The sequence below is a fragment of the Nonomuraea sp. NPDC049758 genome, assembly GCF_040674635.1.
GTDB lineage: Bacteria > Actinomycetota > Actinomycetes > Streptosporangiales > Streptosporangiaceae > Nonomuraea.
In genome coordinates this window covers 205,719-226,269 of the sequence record NZ_JBFAMZ010000002.1, presented here as the reverse complement: position 1 = coordinate 226,269, position 20,551 = coordinate 205,719, and the positions used below count along the sequence as shown (strand labels likewise).

The 20,551-nt window shown below is 72.7% G+C and carries 21 protein-coding genes and 1 pseudogene; 10 read left to right on the top strand and 12 right to left on the bottom strand.

What is annotated here, in order from left to right; translation table 11 throughout:
• The first annotated feature begins 56 nt into the window (after window positions 1–56).
• Together AB0J46_RS05445 and AB0J46_RS05440 are read left to right on the top strand one after the other, a co-directional pair.
• Complete coding sequence (locus tag AB0J46_RS05445) at window positions 57–1,133, top strand: UDP-N-acetylmuramate dehydrogenase (protein ID WP_364326778.1); 1,077 nt, start codon at window positions 57–59, stop codon at window positions 1,131–1,133.
• A 225-nt stretch (window positions 1,134–1,358) separates the two neighbouring features.
• Entirely contained in the window at window positions 1,359–1,925 is a 567-nt protein-coding gene (locus tag AB0J46_RS05440) for a TMEM165/GDT1 family protein (RefSeq protein ID WP_364326775.1), read from the top strand.
• Here AB0J46_RS05440 and AB0J46_RS05435 read toward each other — a convergent pair.
• Together AB0J46_RS05435 and deoC are read right to left on the bottom strand one after the other, a co-directional pair.
• Window positions 1,922–2,215: a hypothetical protein gene (locus tag AB0J46_RS05435; protein WP_364326772.1), complete on the bottom strand. Its 294-nt coding sequence runs from the start codon at window positions 2,213–2,215 to the stop codon at window positions 1,922–1,924. The two genes, AB0J46_RS05440 and AB0J46_RS05435, sit on opposite strands and share 4 nt — an antisense overlap.
• A 29-nt stretch (window positions 2,216–2,244) precedes the next feature.
• A complete protein-coding gene (gene deoC, locus AB0J46_RS05430) occupies window positions 2,245–3,174 on the bottom strand; it encodes a deoxyribose-phosphate aldolase (RefSeq protein WP_352355741.1) in 930 nt (309 codons plus the stop codon).
• Between the two features lie 209 nt (window positions 3,175–3,383).
• Between deoC and AB0J46_RS05425 the strand changes: the two genes are divergently transcribed.
• The 4 genes from AB0J46_RS05425 to AB0J46_RS05410 all read left to right on the top strand — a co-directional run bounded on the left by AB0J46_RS05425 (window position 3,384) and on the right by AB0J46_RS05410 (window position 9,019).
• Window positions 3,384–3,530, top strand: coding sequence for a hypothetical protein (locus AB0J46_RS05425; protein WP_352321007.1), 147 nt, complete (start codon window positions 3,384–3,386; stop codon window positions 3,528–3,530).
• Between the two features lie 105 nt (window positions 3,531–3,635).
• On the top strand, window positions 3,636–6,491 hold the full coding sequence (locus AB0J46_RS05420) for an AAA family ATPase (RefSeq protein ID WP_364326768.1): 2,856 nt from the start codon (window positions 3,636–3,638) through the stop codon (window positions 6,489–6,491).
• Between the two features lie 84 nt (window positions 6,492–6,575).
• Complete coding sequence (locus AB0J46_RS05415) at window positions 6,576–7,994, top strand: aldehyde dehydrogenase family protein (RefSeq protein WP_364326765.1); 1,419 nt, start codon at window positions 6,576–6,578, stop codon at window positions 7,992–7,994.
• 179 nt (window positions 7,995–8,173) lie between these two features.
• Window positions 8,174–9,019 (top strand): aldehyde dehydrogenase family protein, encoded by an 846-nt coding sequence (locus tag AB0J46_RS05410; protein ID WP_364326762.1) that lies wholly within the window; start codon window positions 8,174–8,176, stop codon window positions 9,017–9,019.
• Between the two features lie 47 nt (window positions 9,020–9,066).
• On the opposite strand, the gene AB0J46_RS05405 is transcribed toward AB0J46_RS05410, so the two are convergent.
• The 3 genes from AB0J46_RS05405 to AB0J46_RS05395 are packed head-to-tail and all read right to left on the bottom strand — an operon-like array spanning window position 9,067 to window position 11,522.
• Window positions 9,067–10,506, bottom strand: coding sequence for an amidase (locus AB0J46_RS05405; protein WP_364326759.1), 1,440 nt, complete (start codon window positions 10,504–10,506; stop codon window positions 9,067–9,069).
• Window positions 10,507–10,525: 19 nt separating this feature from the next.
• Window positions 10,526–10,699, bottom strand: a complete 174-nt coding sequence (locus tag AB0J46_RS05400) for a hypothetical protein (RefSeq protein ID WP_357706347.1) — start codon at window positions 10,697–10,699, stop codon at window positions 10,526–10,528.
• Complete coding sequence (locus AB0J46_RS05395) at window positions 10,692–11,522, bottom strand: SPFH domain-containing protein (protein ID WP_364326756.1); 831 nt, start codon at window positions 11,520–11,522, stop codon at window positions 10,692–10,694. The genes AB0J46_RS05400 and AB0J46_RS05395 overlap by 8 nt, the downstream gene beginning before the upstream one ends.
• 57 nt (window positions 11,523–11,579) lie before the next feature.
• Between AB0J46_RS05395 and AB0J46_RS05390 the strand changes: the two genes are divergently transcribed.
• Complete coding sequence (locus AB0J46_RS05390; RefSeq protein ID WP_364326753.1) at window positions 11,580–12,758, top strand: pyridoxal-phosphate dependent enzyme; 1,179 nt, start codon at window positions 11,580–11,582, stop codon at window positions 12,756–12,758.
• 14 nt (window positions 12,759–12,772) lie between these two features.
• Here AB0J46_RS05390 and AB0J46_RS05385 read toward each other — a convergent pair whose 3' ends face one another.
• Genes AB0J46_RS05385 through AB0J46_RS05375 form a run of 3 tightly spaced genes read right to left on the bottom strand, consistent with a single transcriptional unit; the run spans window position 12,773 to window position 16,150 of the window.
• The gene (locus AB0J46_RS05385) at window positions 12,773–13,462 is read right to left on the bottom strand and encodes a hypothetical protein (RefSeq protein ID WP_364326751.1); all 690 of its coding nucleotides are present in this window, start codon (window positions 13,460–13,462) and stop codon (window positions 12,773–12,775) included.
• A complete protein-coding gene (gene hrpB / locus AB0J46_RS05380) occupies window positions 13,459–15,846 on the bottom strand; it encodes an ATP-dependent helicase HrpB (RefSeq protein ID WP_364326748.1) in 2,388 nt (795 codons plus the stop codon). Before hrpB ends, AB0J46_RS05385 begins: the two co-directional genes overlap by 4 nt.
• Entirely contained in the window at window positions 15,833–16,150 is a 318-nt protein-coding gene (locus tag AB0J46_RS05375) for a helix-turn-helix transcriptional regulator (protein WP_364326745.1), read from the bottom strand. The genes hrpB and AB0J46_RS05375 overlap by 14 nt, the downstream gene beginning before the upstream one ends.
• Before the next feature lie 89 nt (window positions 16,151–16,239).
• Between AB0J46_RS05375 and AB0J46_RS05370 the strand changes: the two genes are divergently transcribed.
• Complete coding sequence (locus AB0J46_RS05370) at window positions 16,240–17,391, top strand: MFS transporter (protein WP_364326742.1); 1,152 nt, start codon at window positions 16,240–16,242, stop codon at window positions 17,389–17,391.
• Here the strand turns inward: AB0J46_RS05370 and AB0J46_RS05365 are convergent.
• Window positions 17,340–17,555, bottom strand: a pseudogene (locus tag AB0J46_RS05365) (hypothetical protein); the annotation flags it as partial. The gene AB0J46_RS05370 and the pseudogene AB0J46_RS05365 sit on opposite strands and share 52 nt — an antisense overlap.
• Before the next feature lie 190 nt (window positions 17,556–17,745).
• Between AB0J46_RS05365 and AB0J46_RS05360 the strand changes: the two are divergent.
• Both AB0J46_RS05360 and AB0J46_RS05355 read left to right on the top strand, forming a co-directional pair.
• Window positions 17,746–17,919 (top strand): hypothetical protein, encoded by a 174-nt coding sequence (locus AB0J46_RS05360; protein ID WP_364326739.1) that lies wholly within the window; start codon window positions 17,746–17,748, stop codon window positions 17,917–17,919.
• An 80-nt stretch (window positions 17,920–17,999) separates the two neighbouring features.
• Entirely contained in the window at window positions 18,000–18,686 is a 687-nt protein-coding gene (locus AB0J46_RS05355) for a hypothetical protein (protein WP_364326737.1), read from the top strand.
• Here AB0J46_RS05355 and AB0J46_RS05350 read toward each other — a convergent pair.
• Genes AB0J46_RS05350 through AB0J46_RS05340 form a run of 3 tightly spaced genes read right to left on the bottom strand, consistent with a single transcriptional unit; the run spans window position 18,683 to window position 20,486 of the window.
• Complete coding sequence (locus AB0J46_RS05350) at window positions 18,683–19,510, bottom strand: undecaprenyl-diphosphate phosphatase (RefSeq protein ID WP_364326734.1); 828 nt, start codon at window positions 19,508–19,510, stop codon at window positions 18,683–18,685. The genes AB0J46_RS05355 and AB0J46_RS05350 overlap by 4 nt on opposite strands.
• A gap of 38 nt (window positions 19,511–19,548) precedes the next feature.
• Entirely contained in the window at window positions 19,549–19,689 is a 141-nt protein-coding gene (locus tag AB0J46_RS05345) for a hypothetical protein (RefSeq protein ID WP_364326731.1), read from the bottom strand.
• The gene (locus AB0J46_RS05340; RefSeq protein ID WP_364326728.1) at window positions 19,674–20,486 is read right to left on the bottom strand and encodes an NAD(P)H-binding protein; all 813 of its coding nucleotides are present in this window, start codon (window positions 20,484–20,486) and stop codon (window positions 19,674–19,676) included. The genes AB0J46_RS05345 and AB0J46_RS05340 overlap by 16 nt, the downstream gene beginning before the upstream one ends.
• Between the last annotated feature and the right edge of the window lie 65 nt (window positions 20,487–20,551).

Below are 20,551 nucleotides of genomic sequence, written 5' to 3'. Positions count from 1 at the left end.
GGGGGTTGGTTCGGGGCGGTGTTGTGGGGGCTGGGGGGCTCATAAGCTTGGGGGCCATGGAGATGCTCGCGTCGCACACCACCCTGGGCCTGGGCGGCCCCGCCCGCGACTTCGCCGAGGCGGTCACGGCGGAGCAGCTCGTGTCCCTCGTCGCCGAGGCCGACATGAACGGGGTGCCGACCCTGGTGCTCGGCGGCGGCAGCAACGTGGTGATCGGTGACGAAGGCTTCGACGGCCTGGTCGTCAAGGTGGCCACCGAGGGCGTGACGGTGTCCAGGGACGGCGAGCAGGTGCTGCTCACGGTCGAGGCCGGCCAGGACTGGGATCCGCTGGTCGAGCGGGCCGTGGCCGAGGGGTGGTCCGGCATCGAGTGCATGTCCGGCATCCCGGGCCTGGTGGGCTCGACGCCGATCCAGAACGTCGGCGCGTACGGCCAGGAGGTGGCGCAGACCATCAGGTGCGTGCGGGCCTACGACCGGCTCACCCGGCAGGTGGTCGACCTGGAGGCGCGCCAGTGCGGGTTCTCCTACCGTGACAGCGCGTTCAAGCGGGACCTGTCGCGGCATGTGGTGCTCGCCGTGACGTACGCACTGGACGTGTCGGACATGTCCGGCCCGGTGGCCTACCAGGAGCTGGCCGGGCGGCTCGGGGTGGAGCTCGGCGACCGCGTGCCCCTCGGGCCGGCCCGTGAGGCCGTCCTGGGGCTGCGGCGGGGCAAGGGCATGGTCTTCGATCCGGCGTCCGACCCCGACAGCCGCAGCGCGGGCTCGTTCTTCACCAACCCGATCCTGACCGCGGAGGAGGCCGCCGAGCTGGCCGGACGCGCTCCCGGCCACCCCCGCTGGGACATGCCCGACGGCCGCGTCAAGGTGCCGGCCGCCTGGCTGATCGAGCAGGCGGGCTTCCCCAAGGGCTACGAGCGCGGCCCGGTGCGCATCTCCACCAAGCACACGCTGGCCCTCACCAACCCCGCGGGCGCCGCCTCCACGGCCGACCTGCTGGGGCTGGCCGTGGAGGTCCGCGACGGGGTGCGGGAGAAGTTCGGCGTGACGCTGGTCAACGAGCCGGTGCTGGTCGGCTGCACACTGACGGCCGAGCCGGTGTCCGAGGCGGGGGAACAGCCGGCGGAATGACGGCTCCACGTGGGCTGTTATGGTGTGTTGGTAATTCCGAAGGGGAGTAGTCCCAATCGTGTGATCGACATACTGGCGCGTGATCGCGCCCGGTCACACGGGCCTTGACGGGCGGACGAGACCTTCGGCCTGGCAGTCATGGACAAAGACGCTGCCGGGCCGAAAGTCGTGCCCGAAGATCCCCCGGGTGCCTGCTTCCGGTCTGGTCGCGGGAAAGAGGACCGGTTGGAAGCGTTCTGGATCAGTCTCGCGGTCATTTTCGTGGCCGAACTCGGTGACAAGAGCCAGCTCATGGCGATGACGTTCGCCACCCGTTTCAAGCCCTGGCCCGTGCTCGCGGGCATCACCATCGCCACCACCGTCGTGCACCTGCTGAGCGTGGCCGTGGGCGGGCTGCTCGGGAAGGCGCTGCCGACGACGGCCATCTCGATCGTGGCCGGCATCGCCTTCCTCGGGTTCGCCCTGTGGACGTTGCGGGGCGACGAGCTGACCAAGGAGGAAGAGGACAAGGCCCGCAAGACGACCAGGAACGTCCTGGTCGCGGTGACCGTGGCGTTCTTCCTGAGCGAGCTGGGCGACAAGACGATGCTCGCCACGATCACCCTGGCCACGCAGCACGGCTGGGTCGGCACGTGGATCGGCTCGACCGTGGGCATGGTCGCCGCCGACGCCCTGGCCATCCTGGTGGGCCGCCTGCTCGGCAAGCACCTCCCCGAAAAGGTCATCCGGTACGGCGCCGCCGCCGCGTTCGCGGTGTTCGGCGTCATCCTGCTGGTCGAGGCCCTGATCTAAGAGCGCGGCAGCCGTTCGTGGACGTCGGCGAGCAGGCCGAGCACGGGCTCGCGGCCCTCCCGGGCGAAGGCGGCCTCCACCGCCCGGGCCGCGGGCCGCGTGCCGAGCCACCACTCGTGCGGGAAGGCGGGGACGTCCCCCCACGTGGTGAGCGCCTTGGCCGCGTAACGGGCCAGCGAGCCCGCCTCGATCGCCGGGACCGGGCCGGACAGCAGGCACGCCTGCTCGCCCGGCTCGACGCAGTGGGGGCAGCCGGGCACGCTCGCGGGCCTCGCGACGGCTCCGAACACCTCGTAGAGCCGCCCGAGGGTCGTCGCCGTCAGTCGAGGGTGAAGTAGTCGGGGCCCGCGTAACGGCCGGTGGCGAGCTTCTGGCGCTGCATGAGCAGGTCGTTGAGCAGCGAGGACGCGCCCAGCCTGAACCAGTCGGGGGAGAGCCAGTCGTCGCCCGCCGTCTCGTTGACCAGCACCAGGTTCTTGATGGCGTCCTTGGTCGTGCGGATGCCGCCGGCCGGCTTCACGCCCACCTGGCGGCCGGTGGTGTCGCGGAAGTCGCGCACCGCCTCCAGCATGATCAGGGTCACCGGCAGCGTGGCCGCGGGGGACACCTTGCCGGTGGAGGTCTTGATGAAGTCGGCGCCCGCGATCATGGCCAGCCAGGACGCCCGGCGCACGTTGTCGTAGGTCGCCAGCTCGCCGGTCTCCAGGATCACCTTCAGGTGCGCGGCGCCGCAGGCGGCCTTCACCGCGACGATCTCGTCGTGGACCTTCATGTAGTCGCCGGACAGGAACGCGCCGCGGTCGATCACCATGTCGATCTCGTCGGCGCCCGCGGCCACGGCCAGCGCCGTGTCGCTCACCTTGACCTCCAGCGAGGAGCGCCCGCTGGGGAACGCGGTGGCGACCGAGGCCACCTTGACCCCCGACCCGGCCACCGCCCGGACGGCCACCTCCACCATGTCGGGATAGACGCAGACCGCCGCCACCTTGGGGGCACCGCCGCCCGGGTGCACGGCCTTGGTGCACATGGCCCGCACCTTGCCCGCCGTGTCGGCGCCTTCGAGCGTCGTCAGGTCGACCATGGAGATGGCCAGGTCGATGGCCTGGGCCTTGGCCGTGGTCTTGATGGAACGGGTGCCGAGCATGGCCGCCCGCTGGTCGGCGCCCACCCGGTCGACTCCGGGAAGGCCGTGCAGGAAGGCGCGCAGCGTCGCGTGGGACGAGGCGACGTCCGCGAGCGAGGTAGTCACAGTTGACACCTTCACAGCATCGCCGACCAGGGCCACTACCTCCAAACCGGACGGACGGGAACGCCGCCTAAGGCGGGGCGGGCCCTGTCCTAGGTATGTCCGGCCCCGCGTACGCCCGCAGATAGGTCATCCACCCGATGTGGCGGGCCGGGCCTTAGGCCGAACATTGAAGATGTCAGGGAAAAGCAGCAAATGTTCAGGAGAACACGATGAACCCCGAACTCGAGTACGAGCTCATGAAGTCCCACGCCAGCGAGCTCCGGCGGGCCGCCGCCGAGCACCGCCGAGTACGCGAGGCCATGAAGGGAAACAAGGCCGAGCGTCGCTCGGTCTTCGGCAAGCGCCGTTCGTCATGACCGCCCCCAGAGAGCCCGGCCGCGTCATCAGTTGTGGCGGCCGGGCCTCTGAACCCCCTTGAACCCCGTCGAAACTGATTGATAGGGCATGGCATGCTGAACGACATGCTGGGACGTTCGGTGAGTCCCGTCTTCGTCGGGCGGGCGGAGGAGCTCGCCGCTCTCGCAGAGAGCTTCGACGAGGCACGTAAGGGCACGGTGACGGCCGTGCTCATGGGCGGGGAGGCTGGGGTCGGCAAGAGCCGGCTCGTGCAGCGCTTCGCCGAGTCCTGCGTGGCCGACGGCGCGCAGGTGCTGGTCGGCGGCTGTGTGGAGCTGTCGGCCGAGGGCCTTGCCTACGCGCCCTTCACCGCCGCGCTCAGGCAGCTCGTCAGGGAGCAGGGCCCCGCCGCGGTGGCCGCGCTGCTGCCCGAAGGCGCCCAGCGAGACCTGGCCAGGCTGCTGCCGGAGTTCGGCGAGCCCAGCGGCGACGGGGAGACCGAAACGGGCCGTGCCCGGCTCTTCGAGCAGTTCCTCACCCTTCTCGAACGCCTCGCGGACAGCCGCCCCACGCTCCTCGTCATCGAGGACATCCACTGGGCCGACCGTTCCAGCCGCGACCTGATCGCGTTCCTCAGCCGTAACCTGCATGCCCCGCAGGTGCTCATCGTCATGACCTACCGCTCTGACGACCTCCACCGGCAACATCCGCTGCGCCCCGTGCTGGCCGAGCTCGGCCGGGTGAACGGCGTCCACCGTCTCGACCTGCCCCGCCTGTCGCGTGACGAGGTGGCCGCGCAGATGGCCGGCATCCTCGGCTCCGCGCCGGAATATGTGAAGGTCCAGAAAGTCTACGAACGCAGCGAGGGCATCCCGCTGTTCGTGGAGGCGCTGCTCGACGGCGGCGAGGACTGCACGTTCCCCGAGTCCATGCAGGACCTCATCCTCAGCGCCGTCGAACGGTTGCCCGAGGACACCCAGCGCGTCCTGCGGATGGCCGCGGCCGGCGGCAACCGGGTCGGTCACGCGCTGCTGGCGGCCGTCAGCGGGCTGTCGGAGATCGAGCTGGAGGCGGCCCTGCGTCCGGCAATCGCCGGGAACGTGCTGCAGATCGCCGACAACCGCGCCTACGTCTTCCGGCACGCGCTGATCCAGGAGGCCGTGCACGAGGAGTTACTGCCGGGGGAGCACCAGCGCCTGCACTCCCGGTACGCCGAGGAGATCTCCAAGGACCGCTCGCTCGTCCCGCCCGGCCGCGCCGCCGTCGAGCTGGCCCACCACTGGTACGGCGCCCGCAACGACCTCTGGGCCCTGGTGTCGGCCTGGGAGGCCGCGCAGAAGTCGTTCAAGGCGTACGCCTACACCGAGGCCGTGCCGCTGCTGGAACGCGTGCTCATGCTCTGGGACCGGGTCCCCGACGCCGCCCGGCGCATCGGCGTGGACCACACCGCCGTGCTCGAACGCGCCTCCGAGGCCGCGAACGCCGGCGGCGAGGTGGACAAGGGCGTGAAGTTCGTCAAGGCCGCCCTCGCCGAGCTGGACGAGACCAAGGAGCCGGGCCGGGTGGCCCAGCTCATCGTGCGGCAGGCGTCGTTCAAGGCGTCGAAGGGCCAGATGGGCGTCATCGAGCTGCTCCGGCACGCCCTGCGGCTGGTGCCCGAGCCGGGCCCGGTGCGCGCGGAGGTCGTCATGCCGCTGAGCAGGCAGCTCATGCTCCGCGGCCAGATCACCGAGGGCGAGGAGCTGATCCACGAGGGCCTCGACCTGGTCAGGCGATCCGGCGACAAGTGCCTCGAAGGCGACCTGCTGATGAACCTGGCGCTCGGCCACTCGCTCAGAGGCGAGCTGGAGCAGGTCATCGCCGTCAACGAGCAGGCGATGGCACTCGGCAAGACCGAGAGTTCGGGCCGCATCATCGTCAGGGCGATCGGCAACAACATCGACTCCCTCATCGACATGGGCCGCGCCGAGGAGGCCCTGCGCCTGTCGGAGGAGGGCTGGGAGTACGCCAAGAAGTACGGCAGGCTGCGCGGCAGCGGGCTGTTCATCCTCAACAACTGGGCCGAGGCGCTGGAGTCGCTCGGCCGCTGGGACGAGGCGCTCGACCTCGTGGACAGCGCGCTCAACTACGGGCCCGTCCTGCGCACCCAGTACGCCCTGCTGCGCGTCCGGGCCGACATCGGGCTGGCCAGGGGCGACCTGCAGCGCGTCGAGGGCATCCTGTCGGAGATCGGCGTGCTGAAGGACCGTCCGGAGGACTTCGTCCAGGACGTGATCAGCAACGCGCGGCTGCACATCGGCTGGCACCTGCTCAAGGGCGAGCCGTGGGCGGCGCTGGCCGTGGCCGAGCGGGCGCTGTCGCATCCGAGGCTGCCGAGCAAGGCCATGCTGGGCTGGCGGCTGCTCTCCCTGTTGCGCACGGTCTGCGACGCGGCGGAGGACCTCGAACCCGGCCGGACCGCCGCGGTACGGGCACACGCCGCGGAAGTGGCGGCCGAGCTGACGATCAGCGGGCCGGTGGCGGAGGCGTACCGGCTGTCCTACAGCGGTGACTTCGACGCCTCGGCGGCGGCGTGGGAGCGGCTGATGCGTCCGCACAACCAGGCCAAGGCGCTGCTGCGGGCGGCCGGCGTCGCGGCCAGGAGCGGTGACAGGGAGGGCGCGGCGTCCAGGCTCCGGCAGGCGCGTCCGCTCGCCGCCGCGCTGCGCGCCACCCCGCTCGCCGAGGAGATCGAGGCGCTGTCGCGGCGCGTGGGCGGCGGCCCGCAGGCCCAGGAGACGCCGTCGGAGCTGCTGACGCCGCGTGAGCTGGAGGTGCTGCGCCTGGTGACCCAGGGCCGCACCAACCGCGACATCGCCGCCGAACTGTTCATCTCGGCGAAAACCGTCAGTGTGCACGTCTCGAACATCCTGGCCAAGCTGGGTGTCACCACGCGCGGAGAGGCCGCCGCGGCGGCGCATCGGCTGTCACTCCTGTCCTAGGAGCTCCGGGCCCCTCTGAGCACTCGGACCGACCGTCTACGCTGGCAAGGTGATGTCCCTATACCTCACCCTGGCGTGACGGCGATGTTCGACTACGCACCCGCGCCAGAGTCGCGCGACATTGTCGATCTCAAGCCGTCGTACGGGTTGTTCATCAACGGTGAGTTCGTGGACGGCTCCGGCTCCCCCTTCAAGACGGTCAACCCGGCGACGGAGGAGAAGCTGGCGGAAGTCGCCTCGGCCTCCTCCGACGACGTCGACCGGGCCGTGCAGGCGGCGCGCAAGGCGTTCGGCGTGTGGAGCGCCCTGCCGGGCGCCGAGCGGGCCAAGTACCTGTTCCGCATCGCGCGCCTGATCCAGGAGCGGGCCCGCGAGCTGGCCGTCCTGGAGTCCCTCGACAACGGCAAGCCCATCCGCGAGTCGCGCGACGTCGACCTGCCGCTGGTCGCGGCCCACTTCTTCTACTACGCGGGCTGGGCCGACAAGCTGGCCTACGCGGGGTTCGGTACCAAGCCGCTCGGCGTGGCCGGGCAGGTCATCCCGTGGAACTTCCCGCTGCTCATGCTGGCCTGGAAGATCGCGCCCGCGCTGGCCTGCGGCAACACGGTGGTGCTCAAGCCCGCCGAGACGACCCCGCTGACCGCGCTGCTGTTCGCGGAGATCTGTCAGCAGGCCGAGCTGCCGCCCGGCGTGGTCAACATCGTGACCGGCGCGGGCGACACCGGCGCCGCCCTGGTGGCCCACCCCGACGTCAACAAGGTGGCCTTCACCGGCTCGACCGAGGTCGGCCGGATCATCGCCCGCGCGGTCGCGGGCACCGACAAGAAGCTCACGCTGGAGCTCGGCGGCAAGGCCGCGAACATCGTGTTCGAGGACGCCGCCGTCGACCAGGCGGTCGAGGGCATCGTCAACGGCATCTTCTTCAACCAGGGCCACGTCTGCTGCGCGGGCTCCCGGCTGCTGGTGCAGGAGTCCGTCCACGACGAGCTGCTGGAGTCGCTGAAGCGGCGGCTCGGCACGCTGCGGCTCGGCGACCCGCTGGACAAGAACACCGACATCGGCGCGATCAACTCGGCCGAGCAGCTCGCCAAGATCCGCGAGCTGTCCGAGGCCGGGGCCGACGAGGGCGCCGAGCGCTGGTCGCCCGCGTGCGAGCTGCCCGAGCGGGGCTACTGGTTCCCGCCCACGCTGTTCACCGGGGTCGCCCAGTCCCACCGGATCGCCCGGGAGGAGATCTTCGGGCCGGTGCTGTCCGTGCTGACCTTCCGCACCCCGGCCGAGGCCGTGGAGAAGGCCAACAACACCCCGTACGGGCTGTCGGCCGGGGTCTGGACCGAGAAGGGCTCGCGCATCCTGTGGATGGCCGACCGGCTGCGGGCCGGGGTCGTCTGGGCCAACACGTTCAACAAGTTCGACCCCACCTCGCCGTTCGGCGGCTACAAGGAGTCGGGGTACGGCCGTGAGGGCGGGCTCGCCGGGCTGGAGGCCTACCTTGACGTGTGATCATCGCCGTGCCGGGCGGTCCGGGCGGCGTGCCCAGGCCACCCGCGGGCACGCCTTCGCCCGCGCCGGCCGGCCCGTACGCGTCGGCTGGTACGCCCACCGCTGCGGCGTCAGCAGGTGCGGCCAGGTGTTCGCCCCGGTCCAGACGTCGCAGGAGTCCACGTGGAGAGGTCGGGGCGATGAGTAGGTTGTCCGTCAGAAAGACCTACAAGCTGTACATCGGCGGGGCCTTCCCGCGCTCGGAGAGTGGGAGGTCCTATCCCGTGACCTCGCCCAAGGGCGACTTCCTCGCCAACGCCTCGCGCGCCTCGCGCAAGGACGCGCGCGACGCCGTGGTGGCCGCGCGCAAGGCGTTCCCCGGCTGGTCCGGCGCGACCCCCTACAACCGGGGGCAGATCCTCTACCGCGTCGCCGAGATGCTGGAGGGGCGGCGCGGGCAGTTCGCCGAGGAGCTGGGCCTGGGCAAGAAGGCCGCCCTTGAGTCGGTGGACGCGGCGGTCGACCGGCTGGTCTGGTACGCGGGCTGGTCCGACAAGATCACTGCGGTGCGCGGGTCGGCGAACCCGGTGGCGGGGCCGTACCTCAACCTGTCCTCGCCGGAGCCGACCGGGGTCGTGGCCGTGGTCGCGCCCGCCGATCCGCTGCTCGGGCTGGTGTCCGTGGTCGCGCCGGTGATCGTCACCGGCAACACGTGCGTCGTGGTCGCCTCCGAGCCCTCGCCGCTCGCCTCGATCACGCTGGCCGAGGTGCTGGCCACGTCCGACCTGCCGGGCGGGGTGGTCAACATCCTGACCGGTCGCCAGGCCGAGCTGGCGCCCTGGCTGGCCGCGCACATGGACGTCAACGCGCTCGACCTCACCGGGGTCGAGGACGCCGACCTGGCGCTGCGCTGCGAGCAGGAGGCGGCCGAGAACCTCAAGCGCGTGCTGCGTCCCGTGCGCGAGGACTGGACGGCCGATCCGGGGCTCGGGCGGATGACGCGGTTCCTGGAGACCAAGACCGTCTGGCACCCGGCCGGCGTCTAGAAGAAGCAGGCGTCGAGAAGAAGCAGGCGTCGAGAAGAAGCAGGCGGTCAGGAGAAGCCGGGCGGGCGTAGCGGCGGGTGGGCCGCCTGGAGCTGGGCGGCCAGGGCCAGCAGGTGCGGCTCGCCGCCCGGCGGCGCCACGAGCTGCACGCCGATCGGCAGCGCGCTGGAGTGCGTGGCGACCGGCACGGCCATCGCGGGCCAGCCGCACAGGTTCCACGGGCCCGTGGTGGGCGCGTACCTGACGTTGGCCAGCAGGTTGGGCAGGAGGCCGCGCCCGCCCCAGCGGTCGGCGCGCGGCGGCAGGGCGGCGAGCGCCGGCGTGATCATCACGTCGGCGTCGCCGAACCAGGTGTCGGCGCCGTAGCCGCTCCAGCGTTCGCGGCCGCGCCGCCCGTCCAGGCCGATCCTGGCGAGCACGCGGCCGGCGCGGGCCAGCGCGCGGGTGCGGCGTTCCAGGCCGTGCCGATCGAGACCGTCCGCGGCGGCGGCGGCCCGGCCGAGCCAGGTGGCCACGGCGGCGGGGCCGAGCCAGGCGGGCAGGCGGTGCGGGTGCTCGACCACGGTGTGCCCGGCGTGCCGCAACGTCTCGGCCGCCGCTCGCACCGCCGCCTGGAACTCCCGGTCCACGGGCAGGCCCGGCGGCAGCGGCTGCGGGGCGTAGGCCACCCGCAGGTCGAACGGCTCCGGGCTGTCCTGCGGCGGTTGCGGCTCCCACACCTCGTCGTCATCGGCCCAGACCGAGCGCAGCATGCGCGGCTTCGGCTCGACCCGGTGGCCGGTGCGCCACGCCTCGGCCAGCGCCGGGTCGGCGGCCAGCACGGACAGTGCGAGCGACAGGTCGGCCGCGGTCGTGGCGAGGGGGCCGTTCTCGGTGAGCCCGTCCCAGTCGTCGGCGGGCGGCGGGACCAGGCCCGTTCCCGGCTTGACGGCCAGCACGCCGCAGCAGGCGCCCGGGATGCGCAGCGACCCCATGCCGTCGTTGCCGAGCGCGATCGGCACCATCCCGGCCGCCACCGCCGCCGCGCTGCCCGAGGACGAGCCGCCGGCGGTGCGGGCGAGGTTCCAGGGGTTGCGCACGACGCCGTACGGGCTGTCGCCGAAGCCGACCAGCCCCAGCTCCGGCAGGTTGGTCAGCCCGACGATCACCGCGCCCGCCGCGCGCAGGCGGGCCACGGCCGGATGGTCCTCCCGGGCGGGCGTGCCGGACGTGGCCGCCGAGCCGCCGCGGGTGGGCTCGCCGGCCACCTCCAGGTTGTCCTTGACCGCCACCGGCACCCCGGCGAGCGGCAGATCGGCCAGGTCGCGGCGGTCGCCCACGGCCCGCGCCTCGTCCATCGCCTGTTTCCTGACCAGCCGGAAGGCGCCGACCCGGGAATCCCGCTGGGAGATGCGGTGAAGGTGCTCCTCCACGACGGTCGTGGCCGTGACGTCGCCGCGCCGGACGGCGGCCGCGATCTCGATGGCGGTCCTGCCTGCCCACAACATGTCTAGAGTGTGCAGGTTTTCACTCTTCCTTGCGAGAGCTCCTGCCGGGCTCCCGCCCGGCCTCCTTCAGCGCCAGCCGCAGTGCGAACTCGATCTGCGCGTTGATGCTGCGCAGGTCGTCGGCCGCCCACTTGGCGATGGCGTCGTAGACGGCCGGGTCGAGGCGGAGGAGGAGCTTCTTCCGCTCAGGCATACAGACTGCCGGCGTTCACCACCGGCTGGGTCGCCCGGTCGCCGCACAGGACGACCAGGAGGTTGGAGACCATCTGGGCCTTGCGCTCCTCGTCGAGCTCGACGACCCCCTCGGCGGCCAGCCGGTCGAGCGCGAGCTGGACCATGCCGACCGCGCCCTCGACGATCCTGGTGCGGGCGGCCACCACCTGGCTGGCCTGCTGGCGCACCAGCATGGCCTGGGCGATCTCCGGCGCGTAGGCCAGGTGGGTGATGCGGGCCTCCAGGATCTCGATCCCGGCCAGCTCGGTGCGCTCGCGCAGCTCGGCGGTCAGCTCGCCGGCGACCTCGGCGCCGTCGCGCAGGCTGGTGCGCTCGGGCTCGTGCGAGTCGTACGGGTGGGTGGTCGCGAGGTGGCGCACCGCGGCCTCGGACTGGATCGCGATGTACTCCTCGTAGTCGTCGACGGAGAAGGCGGCCTTGGCCGTGTCGGTGACCTTGTAGACCACCACCGCGGCGATCTCGACCGGGTTGCCGTCGGCGTCGTTGACCTTGAGCTTGGCGGTCTCGAAGTTGCGCACCCGGAGGCTGATGCGGCGCTTGGTGGTGAACGGCGTCACCCACTGCAGGCCCGCCACGTTGACGGTGCCGACGTAGCGGCCGAGGAACTGCACGACCTTGGCCTCGTTGGGGTTGACCACGGTGAAGCCGGAGGCCACGAGCGCGAAGAGCACGATCCAGGCTATGCCGAGCGTCTCGATCGAGACCAGCGCCGCGCCGCCCCCCAGAAGCAGGAGGACGAGCAGGACGAGGAATCCGTTGACTCGGAAAGCACGACGTTCCATCGCGACTCCTTGCTATCGAAGTGATATCACCATGATAGCCATATAAACTCCATGCGCGTGAACGGATCTTCACTCGCCATCCGCCAGCGCTCGCTGGGTGACCCTTCGATCGAGTTCCCGCTGTCCCCGCCGCTCACCAGGGGCTGCCCGCGCACCAGCACCGCCGAGATCGCCTATCCGGTCGAGGTCGTCTATGACTACGCGCGCGTCGACAAGGGTCTGTTCGACCAGGAGCCGGGGCCGGACATCGCGCGGTGGTCGCCGCTGCTGCCGTCCCTGGAGGCGCCGACGCTGGGCGAAGGCGGGACGCCGCTGCTGGAGTTCGACGGGATCTACGTCAAGGACGAGTCCCGGAACCCGACCTGGTCGCACAAGGACCGGCTGAACCGGGTGGCGGTCAGCGCGGCCCTGGCGGAGGGGGCGGCGGGGGTGGTGGTGGCCTCGTCCGGCAACCACGGCGCCTCGGCCGCCGCGTACGCCGCCCGCGCCGGGCTGCCGGCCATCGTGCTGGCCTCGGCGGACTCGCCGGCCGGCGTGCAGGCGTTCGTGCGGGCGTACGGGGCCAGGGTGTTCTCCGTGCCGGCGGAGGAGCGGTGGCCGCTGCTGCGGGAGGTCGTGGACCGGCTGGGCTACCACCCGGTCAGCAACCAGACCGTGACCCACACCGGCCACCCGTTCGGCCCGGAGGGCTACAAGACGATCGCGTACGAGCTGTTCCTCCAGCTCGGACGGGTGCCCGCGGCGGTCTTCGCGCCCACCGGGTACGCCGAGCTGCTGTTCGGGATGTGGAAGGGCTTCACCGAGCTGCGGCTGCTCGGCCTGGCCGGGGACGTGCCGCGGATGTTCTCCTGCGAGCCGGCCGCGGGCGGCCCCAACGCGCGGGCCCTGGCCGAGGGCTCACCGGCGGCGGTCGTCGAGCTGGGGGCCAGCCGGGCCTACGGGATCGCGGGGTCGGTCGGCGGCCACCGGGGCGTGCTGGCGGTGCGCGACAGCGGCGGCGAGGCGGTGCTCGTGACGGACGACGAGATGCGCGCCGCCCAGCGGGACCTGGCGCGGCAGGGCATATGGCAGGAGCTGTCGGGGGCGGCGGGCCTGGCGGGCTACCGGAAGCTGCGCCGGGACTTCGACGGGCCGGTGGTGTGCGTGGGCACGTCCAGCGGGTTCAAGGACATGGGGGTGGGCGAGGCGGCCCATCCGGTCCGCACCGGTCTGACGGTGGCCGACCTGACGGACTGACCGCGCCCGGCGGGTCAGGGCTTGAGCAGGATGCGCAGGGGGCCGAGGGTGGTGAAGCCGTGGGCGAGGGCGGCCGACGGGTCGCTCTCGTAGCCGACCAGCGGGCGGCCGGGGAACAGCTCGGCCGCCATCGCCACCGTGCCCTCCCAGGCGGCGGACTCGTCGCAGCCCGAGGCGAAGACGTTCGAGACGCCCGTCACCGTGCCGCTCGCGCTGAGCGCCGCGCCGCAGACCACGTCGCCACCGATGCGGCCGCACACCAGCCGCACGTGCGGCTCGTCGAGCAGCGCGGGCGGGAACAGGCCGGGCGCGCCGCCGGAGAAGCACGCCTGCGCCCACTCCTCCAGCGCCCTGGGGTCGGCGGCCACCTCCCACACGATCGGGTCGCCGGTGGCCGCCCGGAGGGGACGCTCGGGCGCGCCGGGCGCGGGCCGGGCGATCCACTGGGCGGTGAACAGCACGTCGAAGCCCGGCAGGTCGAGCGTGCCGAAGCTGTCCTTGACCGAGGCGCCCGAACCCGCGTCGATGTGGCCGAGCACGTCGGCCGGCCCGGCGTCGGGGGAGAGCGTGACGGCGTCGGGGTACAGGACGGGCGTCCTGGCCGGGTTGGTCCAGGCGAGCGGCCCGAAGACGCCGGGACGGCCGTGCGCCCGGCACATCGTGTCGCACCAGGCGGCGTTGTCGCGGACGGCTTCGTCGATCAAGGTCTGCTCCGGTTGACGCGGCGGGTCGGCGGCGCGGTGAGCGGATCCTCCGGCCATGGATGCTTAGGGTAGCGGCCCCTCATCTCGGCCCGTACGGACCGGTAGCCCTCGCGCCAGAACGAGGCCAGGTCCGCGGTCACCGCCACCGGACGGCCCGCCGGGGACAGCAGGTGGACCAGCAGGGGGACGCCGGCGAGCCGCGGCGTCTCCTCCCAGCCGAACAGCTCCTGCAGCTTCACCGCGAGCACCGGCTGCTCGCCGGAGTAGTCGATCCTGATCTGCGAGCCGCTGGGCACCTCGACGCGTTCGGGGGCCACGTTCTCCAGGCGCTCGCTCCACGGGATCAGGCGGCGCAGGGCGGCGGCCACGTCGATGCGCTCGACGTCGGCGCGGCGGCGGGCCCTGGACAGCTCCGGCTCCAGCCACTGGTCGGCCAGGGCGATCAGGTCGTCGGTGGCGGGCCACGGGGGGCCGATCGCGCGGTGGGCGAAGGCCAGGCGGTCCTTGAGGTCCTTCGCCTGTCTCGTCCAGGTCAGGAGGTCTTCGGTACGCAGGCCGTGCAGGATGGCGGGGCGCACGTCGGCGTCCTTGAGCGGCGTGGCGGACAGCTCGATCGCGCCCAGGCGCTCGACCACGCGGGCCGACACGTCGCCGCGCCGCTCGCCCGGCGGCACCCGCCAGGCGACCTCCTCCTCGACCGTGACGGGCAGGGCCAGCCGGGCGATCTCCTCGTCGATCACCACGGCCTGGCGCACGCGGGCCGAGGCCGAGCCCGTGGGCCGGTCGGCGACGGCGATCGCCAGCCACGGCGCGGTGGACAGCCTGGAGCCCTCGGCGAGCTGGGCCTGCGTGCCCGACGCCATGAGATAGCCGCCGCCGCGCCGCCGCGCCACCCGTTCCGGGAACGCCAGCGCCACCGCCATGCCGGCCAGCGCGTCGTCACTCACCTCTCGCCCGTCCGGCCCCTGGCCGGAGGCGCGGGCGAGGCGCCTGGTCTCCTGGCGCCAGCGGGCCGCGAAGCCGGTGCCGCCGCTGCGGGCCGTACGCCAGACCTCCGCGAGGTCGTCGCCCGCGTCCCTGGGCAGTTGCTCCGACAGCAGCGCCACCACCTCGGCGGCCCGCGGGCCGAGGTCGAGCAGGGCCCTGGCCAGGCGGGGATGCACGCCGGCGAGCGCCATGCGCCGGCCGCGACCGGTCACCCGGCCGGCCTCCAGCGCGCCCAGCGCCTCAAGGGTGCGGACGGCGGCCGCCATCGCGGCGGGCGGCGGCCGGTCGAGGAGGGCGAGGCCGGCCGCGTCCGCGTCGCCCCAGCAGGCGGCCTGGAGGGCGAACCCGGTCAGGTCGGCCAGTGCGATCTCCGGCCGCGCGTGGTCGGCCAGGCGTTCGTGCTCGGCCGCCGTCCAGCAGCGGTACACGGCCCCGGGGGCCTCCCGCCCGGCGCGACCGGCCCGCTGGTCGGCGGACGCCTTCGAGACCCTGACCGTGGTGAGCGAGCCGAGCCCCCTGGCGTGGTCGGTACGGGGTTCGCGGGCCAGCCCCGAGTCCACCACCACGCGGACGCCCGGCACCGTCAGGCTCGACTCGGCCACCGACGTGGCCAGCACGACCCGGCGACCGGCCCCGGGCGACAGGACGGCGTCCTGGACGCGGGCCGGCGCCTGACCGTGCACCTGGAGCACGTCGAGGTCGCCCAGCATCCCCGCGACCCGGGCGATCTCCCCCACACCGGGCAGGAAGCACAGCACGTCGCCGTCGCGCTCGGCGTACGCCCGCCGGACGACCGAGGCCACGTGCGACAGCAGCGCCGGATCGACGCGCAGGCCGTGGGGCGGCGCGACCGGACGCTCCGGCGGCGCCCACACGGTCTCCACGGGATGGGCCGTCCCCGAGGCGGCCACCACGGGCCCGCCGATCAGCTGGGACCAGGGGCCCGCGTCGGCGGTGGCCGAGGTGGCCAGCAGCCGCAGGTCGGGACGGAGCGTCTCGCGCACGTCGAGCAGGAACGCGAGGGCGGTGTCGGCGTCGAGATGGCGTTCGTGGCACTCGTCGAGCACGACCGCGTCGACCCCGGCGAGCTCCTGGTCGCGCTGGAGCCGCTGGAGCAGCACGCCGGTGGTGACGACCTCGACCATGGGGTTCGCCCCGGTGTGCCGCTCGCCGCGGATCGTGTAGCTGACGCCCATGCGCCGGGCCGCCGCGCGGACGGCCAGCCGCCGGGGCTCGGCGACCAGCACCCGCAGCCCGGTTTCGGCCAGCGCCAGGGGCACGACCGTGGTCTTGCCCGTGCCGGGCGGCGCGGTGAGCACCGCCGTGCCGTGGCGCTCCAGCGTGGCGAGCAGCTCGGGGAGCGCGTCGTGGATCGGCAGCCGGTCAGGCGGGGGCATGCGAGGCCGACAACACGGAGTCGAGCAGGCCGGGGAAACGTGCGTCGAGGTCGGCGCGGCGCAGGCTGATGTACTTGAGCCGGCCCTCCTGCTTGGAGACGATCACGCCGGCCTCGCGCAGCGAGCGGTAGTGGTGGGACGCCGTCGACTTGTGGACGCCGAGATGGTCGCCCGCGGCGGTGCACGTCATCTCGCCGAGGGTGGCCAGGCGGACCACGATCTCCAGCCGGACGGGGTCGGCGAGCGCACGCAGGACCTCGGTGAGCTGGATGTCCTCCTTCGCGGGGTGCGGTAGCAGGCGCATGGTGGCACCCTACCTCGCTCTGATTGTTTGACAACTATCCAACTGCAATGACAGTTTGATGCCCGTCCAACTAATTGGCTGGAGGTTCCATGAGTTCCCGGCTCTATCCCCTTGCTGCCGGAAATTTCGCCATCGGTACTGGCATGTTCGTCACCGCCGGGCTGCTCACCCCCATCTCCGCGGACCTCGGGATCTCCACGTCCGCCGCCGGGCAGCTCATGACCGTGTTCGCCCTGGCATACGCGCTGCTGTCCCCCTTGCTGGCCGCGCTCACCGCCCGCCTGTCGCGCAAGCGGCTGCTGCTGCTGGCGCTGGCCGTGTTCGTCGCGGGCAACGTGCTGACCGCGCTGGCTCCGACGTACCCGCTGGTCATGGCCACGCGGGTGGTGGCCGCGGCCGGGGCGGCGATGTTCACCCCGACCGCCTCGGGCGTGGCCAACGCGCTGACCTCGCCCGAGCGGCGCGGGCGGGCGCTGGCGCTGGTGATGGGCGGGCTGAGCGTCTCCTCGGCCGTCGGCGTGCCGCTGGGCACCTGGCTCGGCTCGGTCTCGGGCTGGCGGGCGACGATGTGGCTGGTCGTCGGGCTCGGCGTGATCGGCTTCGCCGGGGTGGCGGCGCTCGTGCCGGACGTCAGGGTCGCCGTGTCGGGACGGCTCGGCGAGCGGTTCGCGCCGCTGGCCGACCGGCGGGTGCTGGTGGTGCTGGTCACCCAGCTGCTGATGTTCGGCGCCGGGTTCACCGCCTACACCTACATCGGGTCGCTGTTCGACCTGCCGCTGCCGGCCGTGTTGTGGGCGTGGGGGCTCGGCGGCATCGTGGGCAACCAGCTCGGCGGGCGCCTCACCGACGCCTACGGGCCGCGCAGGATGGTGCTGATCGGCCTGGCCGCCTCCACGGTCTTCCTGGCCCTGATCCCCGTCGCGAACCTGGCCCTGCCGATCGCGCTGGTCTGGGCGCTCCTGTGGGGCGCGCTCGGCTGGCTGGTCGCGCCGGCCCAGCAGTTCAGGACGGTGGCCGCGGTGCCGGACAACGTGCCGATCGGGCTCGGCCTGCTGTCGTCCGCCCAGTACGTCGGCCTGTTCGCGGCCGGCATCGCGGGCGGCCTGGCCCTGGACGCCTACGGCAGGGCCGGGGTGGTCGTGCTGGCCACCGGGCTCGGCGTGGCGGCGCTGCTGTTCACCCTGGCGACCTACCCCCGGGCGGCGGCGATCTCGTCGAGCGAGAGCGTGCCCGTCAGGTAACGCTGGACGTTGGGCGCGGTCAGGGCCGCGACCTGGCCGGCGGGCAGCGAGGCCGGCGGGTCGAGCCTCAGCATGTAGCGGATCATGGCCAGGCCGAGCAGCTGCGAGGCCGCCAGCAGCGCGCGGACCTCGGGATGGGCGCGTGCCCGTCGCCGTCGTTCGCGCTGGCCGTGCTGCTCGCCCGGGTCGCGCCGGGCCTGGGCGCGGCGGCGCGGACGGGCGTCCTGGCCGCGGGCGCGCTGGTGACGGGCACGGCCGTCGCGTGGCTGGCGGACGTGGTGTTCGGCGAGCGGCGGGCCGCTCGGCGCCCGTTACATCCCCGAGTGGTACGCCGCCGTCGGCCGCGTCCTGCCCGTGGGCCCGGCCGCCGAGGCGGTGCGCAACACGGTGTTCTTCGGCGGGGCCGCCCTGTGGACGCCGGTCGGGGTGCTGGCCCTGTGGGCGCTGCTCGGCCTGGTGCTGCTGGCCCTGCCCGGACGCCGGGCCAAGGCGGCCCCCGCCGCCCCGCGCACGCCGGTGGCCGTCTGATCTTCTCCGTCTCGGAGGTGACCTGCGGTCGCCCCGCAGGCGGACGACGGGTGGCGGCGGCGGCACGTACCGTCGCCGCCATGTTCAGGAACCAGGTGACCTTCCGCCGCGTCGCGGCGGGCACGTTGCTCATCACGGCCCCGCTCCTGCAGTTCGTGGCCGTCGTCATCGACCCCGGCACGTGGGGCGACTCCCGCGAGGCGGTCAGCTACGGCGACAACCCCGCGCTGGCCCAGGCCGAGTCGGCGCTCTACCACTGGAGCTGGATGCTCATGGGCCTGGCGGCCATCGGCCTGGTGCACCTCACCAGGCGCAAGGCCACCGTGCTCGGCCACATCGCCGGGGCGGCGGCGGCCATCGGCTACATCTCGATGTCGGCCCTGCTGATGATCGACCCCGTCGAGTGGTGGCTGGGCCGGCACAACCCGCCGGAGCAGGCGCAGAAGATCCTCGACGAGATGCTGAACCTGCCCGGCGTGATCTTCGGCTTCCAGATGCCGTGGATGTTCTTCGCCGTGCTGGGCCTGCCGCTGCTGGTCGTCGCCGTGTGGCGGGCCGGGTTCGTCGGCTGGTGGGTGCCGCTGCTGGTCTTCGTCGGGTACGTCGTCTCCTTCCCCATCGAGTACGGCCCCGTGACCGTGCTGTTCTGGGCCCTGCCCGTCGCCGGCCTCGGCTGGACCGGCCTGAAGGTGCTGCGCATGGGCGACGAGGCGTGGGCGGCCTACTACCCCTCGCCCGCCCTCGCCCGGACGGCCGTGTCGGCCTAGGCGGCCGGGATCAAGCCCGCGGTGACCGCCAGGATGACGAGGAAGCCGAGCAGGATGCGGTAGATCACGAACGCGGTGAACCGGTGGGTGCTGATGTACTTCAGGAACCAGGCCACCGCCGCGTAGCCGACGGCGAACGAGATCAGCGTCGCCAGGATGGTGGGCCCCCACGCGGGGGCCTGCCCCTCGCCGATGTCCTTCAGCTCGAACGCCCCGGAGGCCAGCACGGCGGGGATGGCCAGCAGGAACGAGTATTTGGCGGCGTCCTCGCGGCGGTAGTCGAGCAGCAGGCCGGCCGTGATCGTGCCGCCCGAGCGGGAGACGCCCGGGATGAGGGCCAGCGCCTGCGCGAAGCCGTAGACGATGGCGTGGGTGAAGCTGAGGTGCTTCTCCAGCGTCAGCTTGTTGCGCGCGGTGCGGTCGGCGAACCACAGGATGCAGCCGAAGACGATCAGCGTCGTGCCGACCACGCGCAGGTCGCGGAAGACGGTCTCGATCTGGTCCTTGAACGCCAGGCCCAGTACGCCGATCGGGAGCGTGCCGACGATGACGTACCAGCCCATCCGGGCCGCCCAGTGGCCGCGCAGCTCCCGGTCGAACAGCGAGCGGACCCAGGTGGAGATGATCTCCCACAGCTCCTTGCGGAAGTAGATGAGCACCGCGGCCTCGGTGCCGAGCTGGATGACCGCCGTGAAGGCCGCCCCCGGGTCCTGCCAGCCGAAGAAGGCCGAGACCACACGGATGTGGGCGCTGGAGGAGATCGGCAGGAACTCCGTGAGCCCCTGGATGAGCCCCAGCACCACCGCTTCGAGCCAGCCGATCACGACTACACCTTCCGGTTACGGGAGTGACCAGGGTGAGGTTAGCGGAAACGGGGGCCGCGCAGTTGCCCGCCCAGCAGGTTGAGCGGGCCGGGGGAGACCAGCAGGTCGAGCAGGCCGGGGGAGACCGGCAGATTGAGCGGGCCGGGGGAGAGCCGGCCCGTTCTCAGCGTCCGGCCCACGCCGCGGCGTTGGCCCTGGCGTAGTCGGCGAAGTCGCGGGCCGGACGCCCCAGCGCCTCCCGGACGCCGTCCGTCACGTGGGCGTTGCGGCCGTCGAGCACCTCGGTGAACAGCCCGGTCAGGCCCTCGGCCTCCTCCTTCGGCACGCCCGCCGCCACGGCCCCGGCCACGTACTCCTCCGGCGTGACCTGGATGGAGGTGATCGTGCGGTCCGTGGCCTTCGACAGCTCGGCCGCCGCGTCGGCGAACGTCAGCAGCCTCGGGCCGGTGAGCTCGTACAGGCGGCCCGCGTGCCCGTCCTGGGTGAGGGCGGCCACGGCCACGTCGGCGATGTCGTCGGCGTCCACGAACGGCTCGGGCACGTCGGCCACCGGGATCGCCAGCACGCCGTCGAGGACCTGGTCGAGGAGGAAGCCCTCGCTGAAGTTCTGCATGAACCAGCCGCAGCGCACGATCGTCCAGTCGAGGCCCGACTCCCGCACGGTCCGCTCGCTCGCCTCGGCGCCCGGCTCGCCCCGGCCCGACAGCAGCACCAGCCGCCGCACCCCGGCGTCCGCGGCGAGCCGGGTGAGCTCCAGGACGTCCTCGTACGCGCCGGGCAACGCCAGGTCGGGGTAGTAGGACACGTACACGGACTCGACGCCGTCGAGCGCCGCGGCCCAGGTGGAGCGGTCCGCCCAGTCGAAGGACGGCGTGGCCGAGCGGGAGCCGATCCGCACGGGAAGGCCGAGAGAGGTGAGCCGGTCAGCGACACGGCGGCCGGTCTTGCCGGTTCCGCCCAGAACCAAAATCGTCATGCATCTAGTAAGCCGTCATACCCATAAGACTCTCCATGGTTGAGAAGCGCGTTGGCATATGCGAT

Excerpts from the sequence above, each read along its gene's own strand:
- AB0J46_RS05445 (WP_364326778.1), top strand. The coding sequence starts at position 57 with ATGGAGATGCTCGCGTCGCACACCACCCTGGGCCTGGGCGGCCCCGCC.
- AB0J46_RS05425 (WP_352321007.1), top strand. The coding sequence starts at position 3,384 with ATGAACCCCGAACTCGAGTACGAGCTCATGAAGTCCCACGCCAGCGAG.
- AB0J46_RS05420 (WP_364326768.1), top strand. The coding sequence starts at position 3,636 with ATGCTGGGACGTTCGGTGAGTCCCGTCTTCGTCGGGCGGGCGGAGGAG.
- AB0J46_RS05415 (WP_364326765.1), top strand. The coding sequence starts at position 6,576 with ATGTTCGACTACGCACCCGCGCCAGAGTCGCGCGACATTGTCGATCTC.
- AB0J46_RS05410 (WP_364326762.1), top strand. The coding sequence starts at position 8,174 with ATGAGTAGGTTGTCCGTCAGAAAGACCTACAAGCTGTACATCGGCGGG.
- AB0J46_RS05405 (WP_364326759.1), bottom strand. The coding sequence starts at position 10,506 with ATGTTGTGGGCAGGCAGGACCGCCATCGAGATCGCGGCCGCCGTCCGG.
- AB0J46_RS05400 (WP_357706347.1), bottom strand. The coding sequence starts at position 10,699 with ATGCCTGAGCGGAAGAAGCTCCTCCTCCGCCTCGACCCGGCCGTCTAC.
- AB0J46_RS05395 (WP_364326756.1), bottom strand. The coding sequence starts at position 11,522 with ATGGAACGTCGTGCTTTCCGAGTCAACGGATTCCTCGTCCTGCTCGTC.
- hrpB (WP_364326748.1), bottom strand. The coding sequence starts at position 15,846 with ATGCCCCCGCCTGACCGGCTGCCGATCCACGACGCGCTCCCCGAGCTG.
- AB0J46_RS05375 (WP_364326745.1), bottom strand. The coding sequence starts at position 16,150 with ATGCGCCTGCTACCGCACCCCGCGAAGGAGGACATCCAGCTCACCGAG.
- AB0J46_RS05370 (WP_364326742.1), top strand. The coding sequence starts at position 16,240 with ATGAGTTCCCGGCTCTATCCCCTTGCTGCCGGAAATTTCGCCATCGGT.
- AB0J46_RS05355 (WP_364326737.1), top strand. The coding sequence starts at position 18,000 with ATGTTCAGGAACCAGGTGACCTTCCGCCGCGTCGCGGCGGGCACGTTG.
- AB0J46_RS05340 (WP_364326728.1), bottom strand. The coding sequence starts at position 20,486 with ATGACGATTTTGGTTCTGGGCGGAACCGGCAAGACCGGCCGCCGTGTC.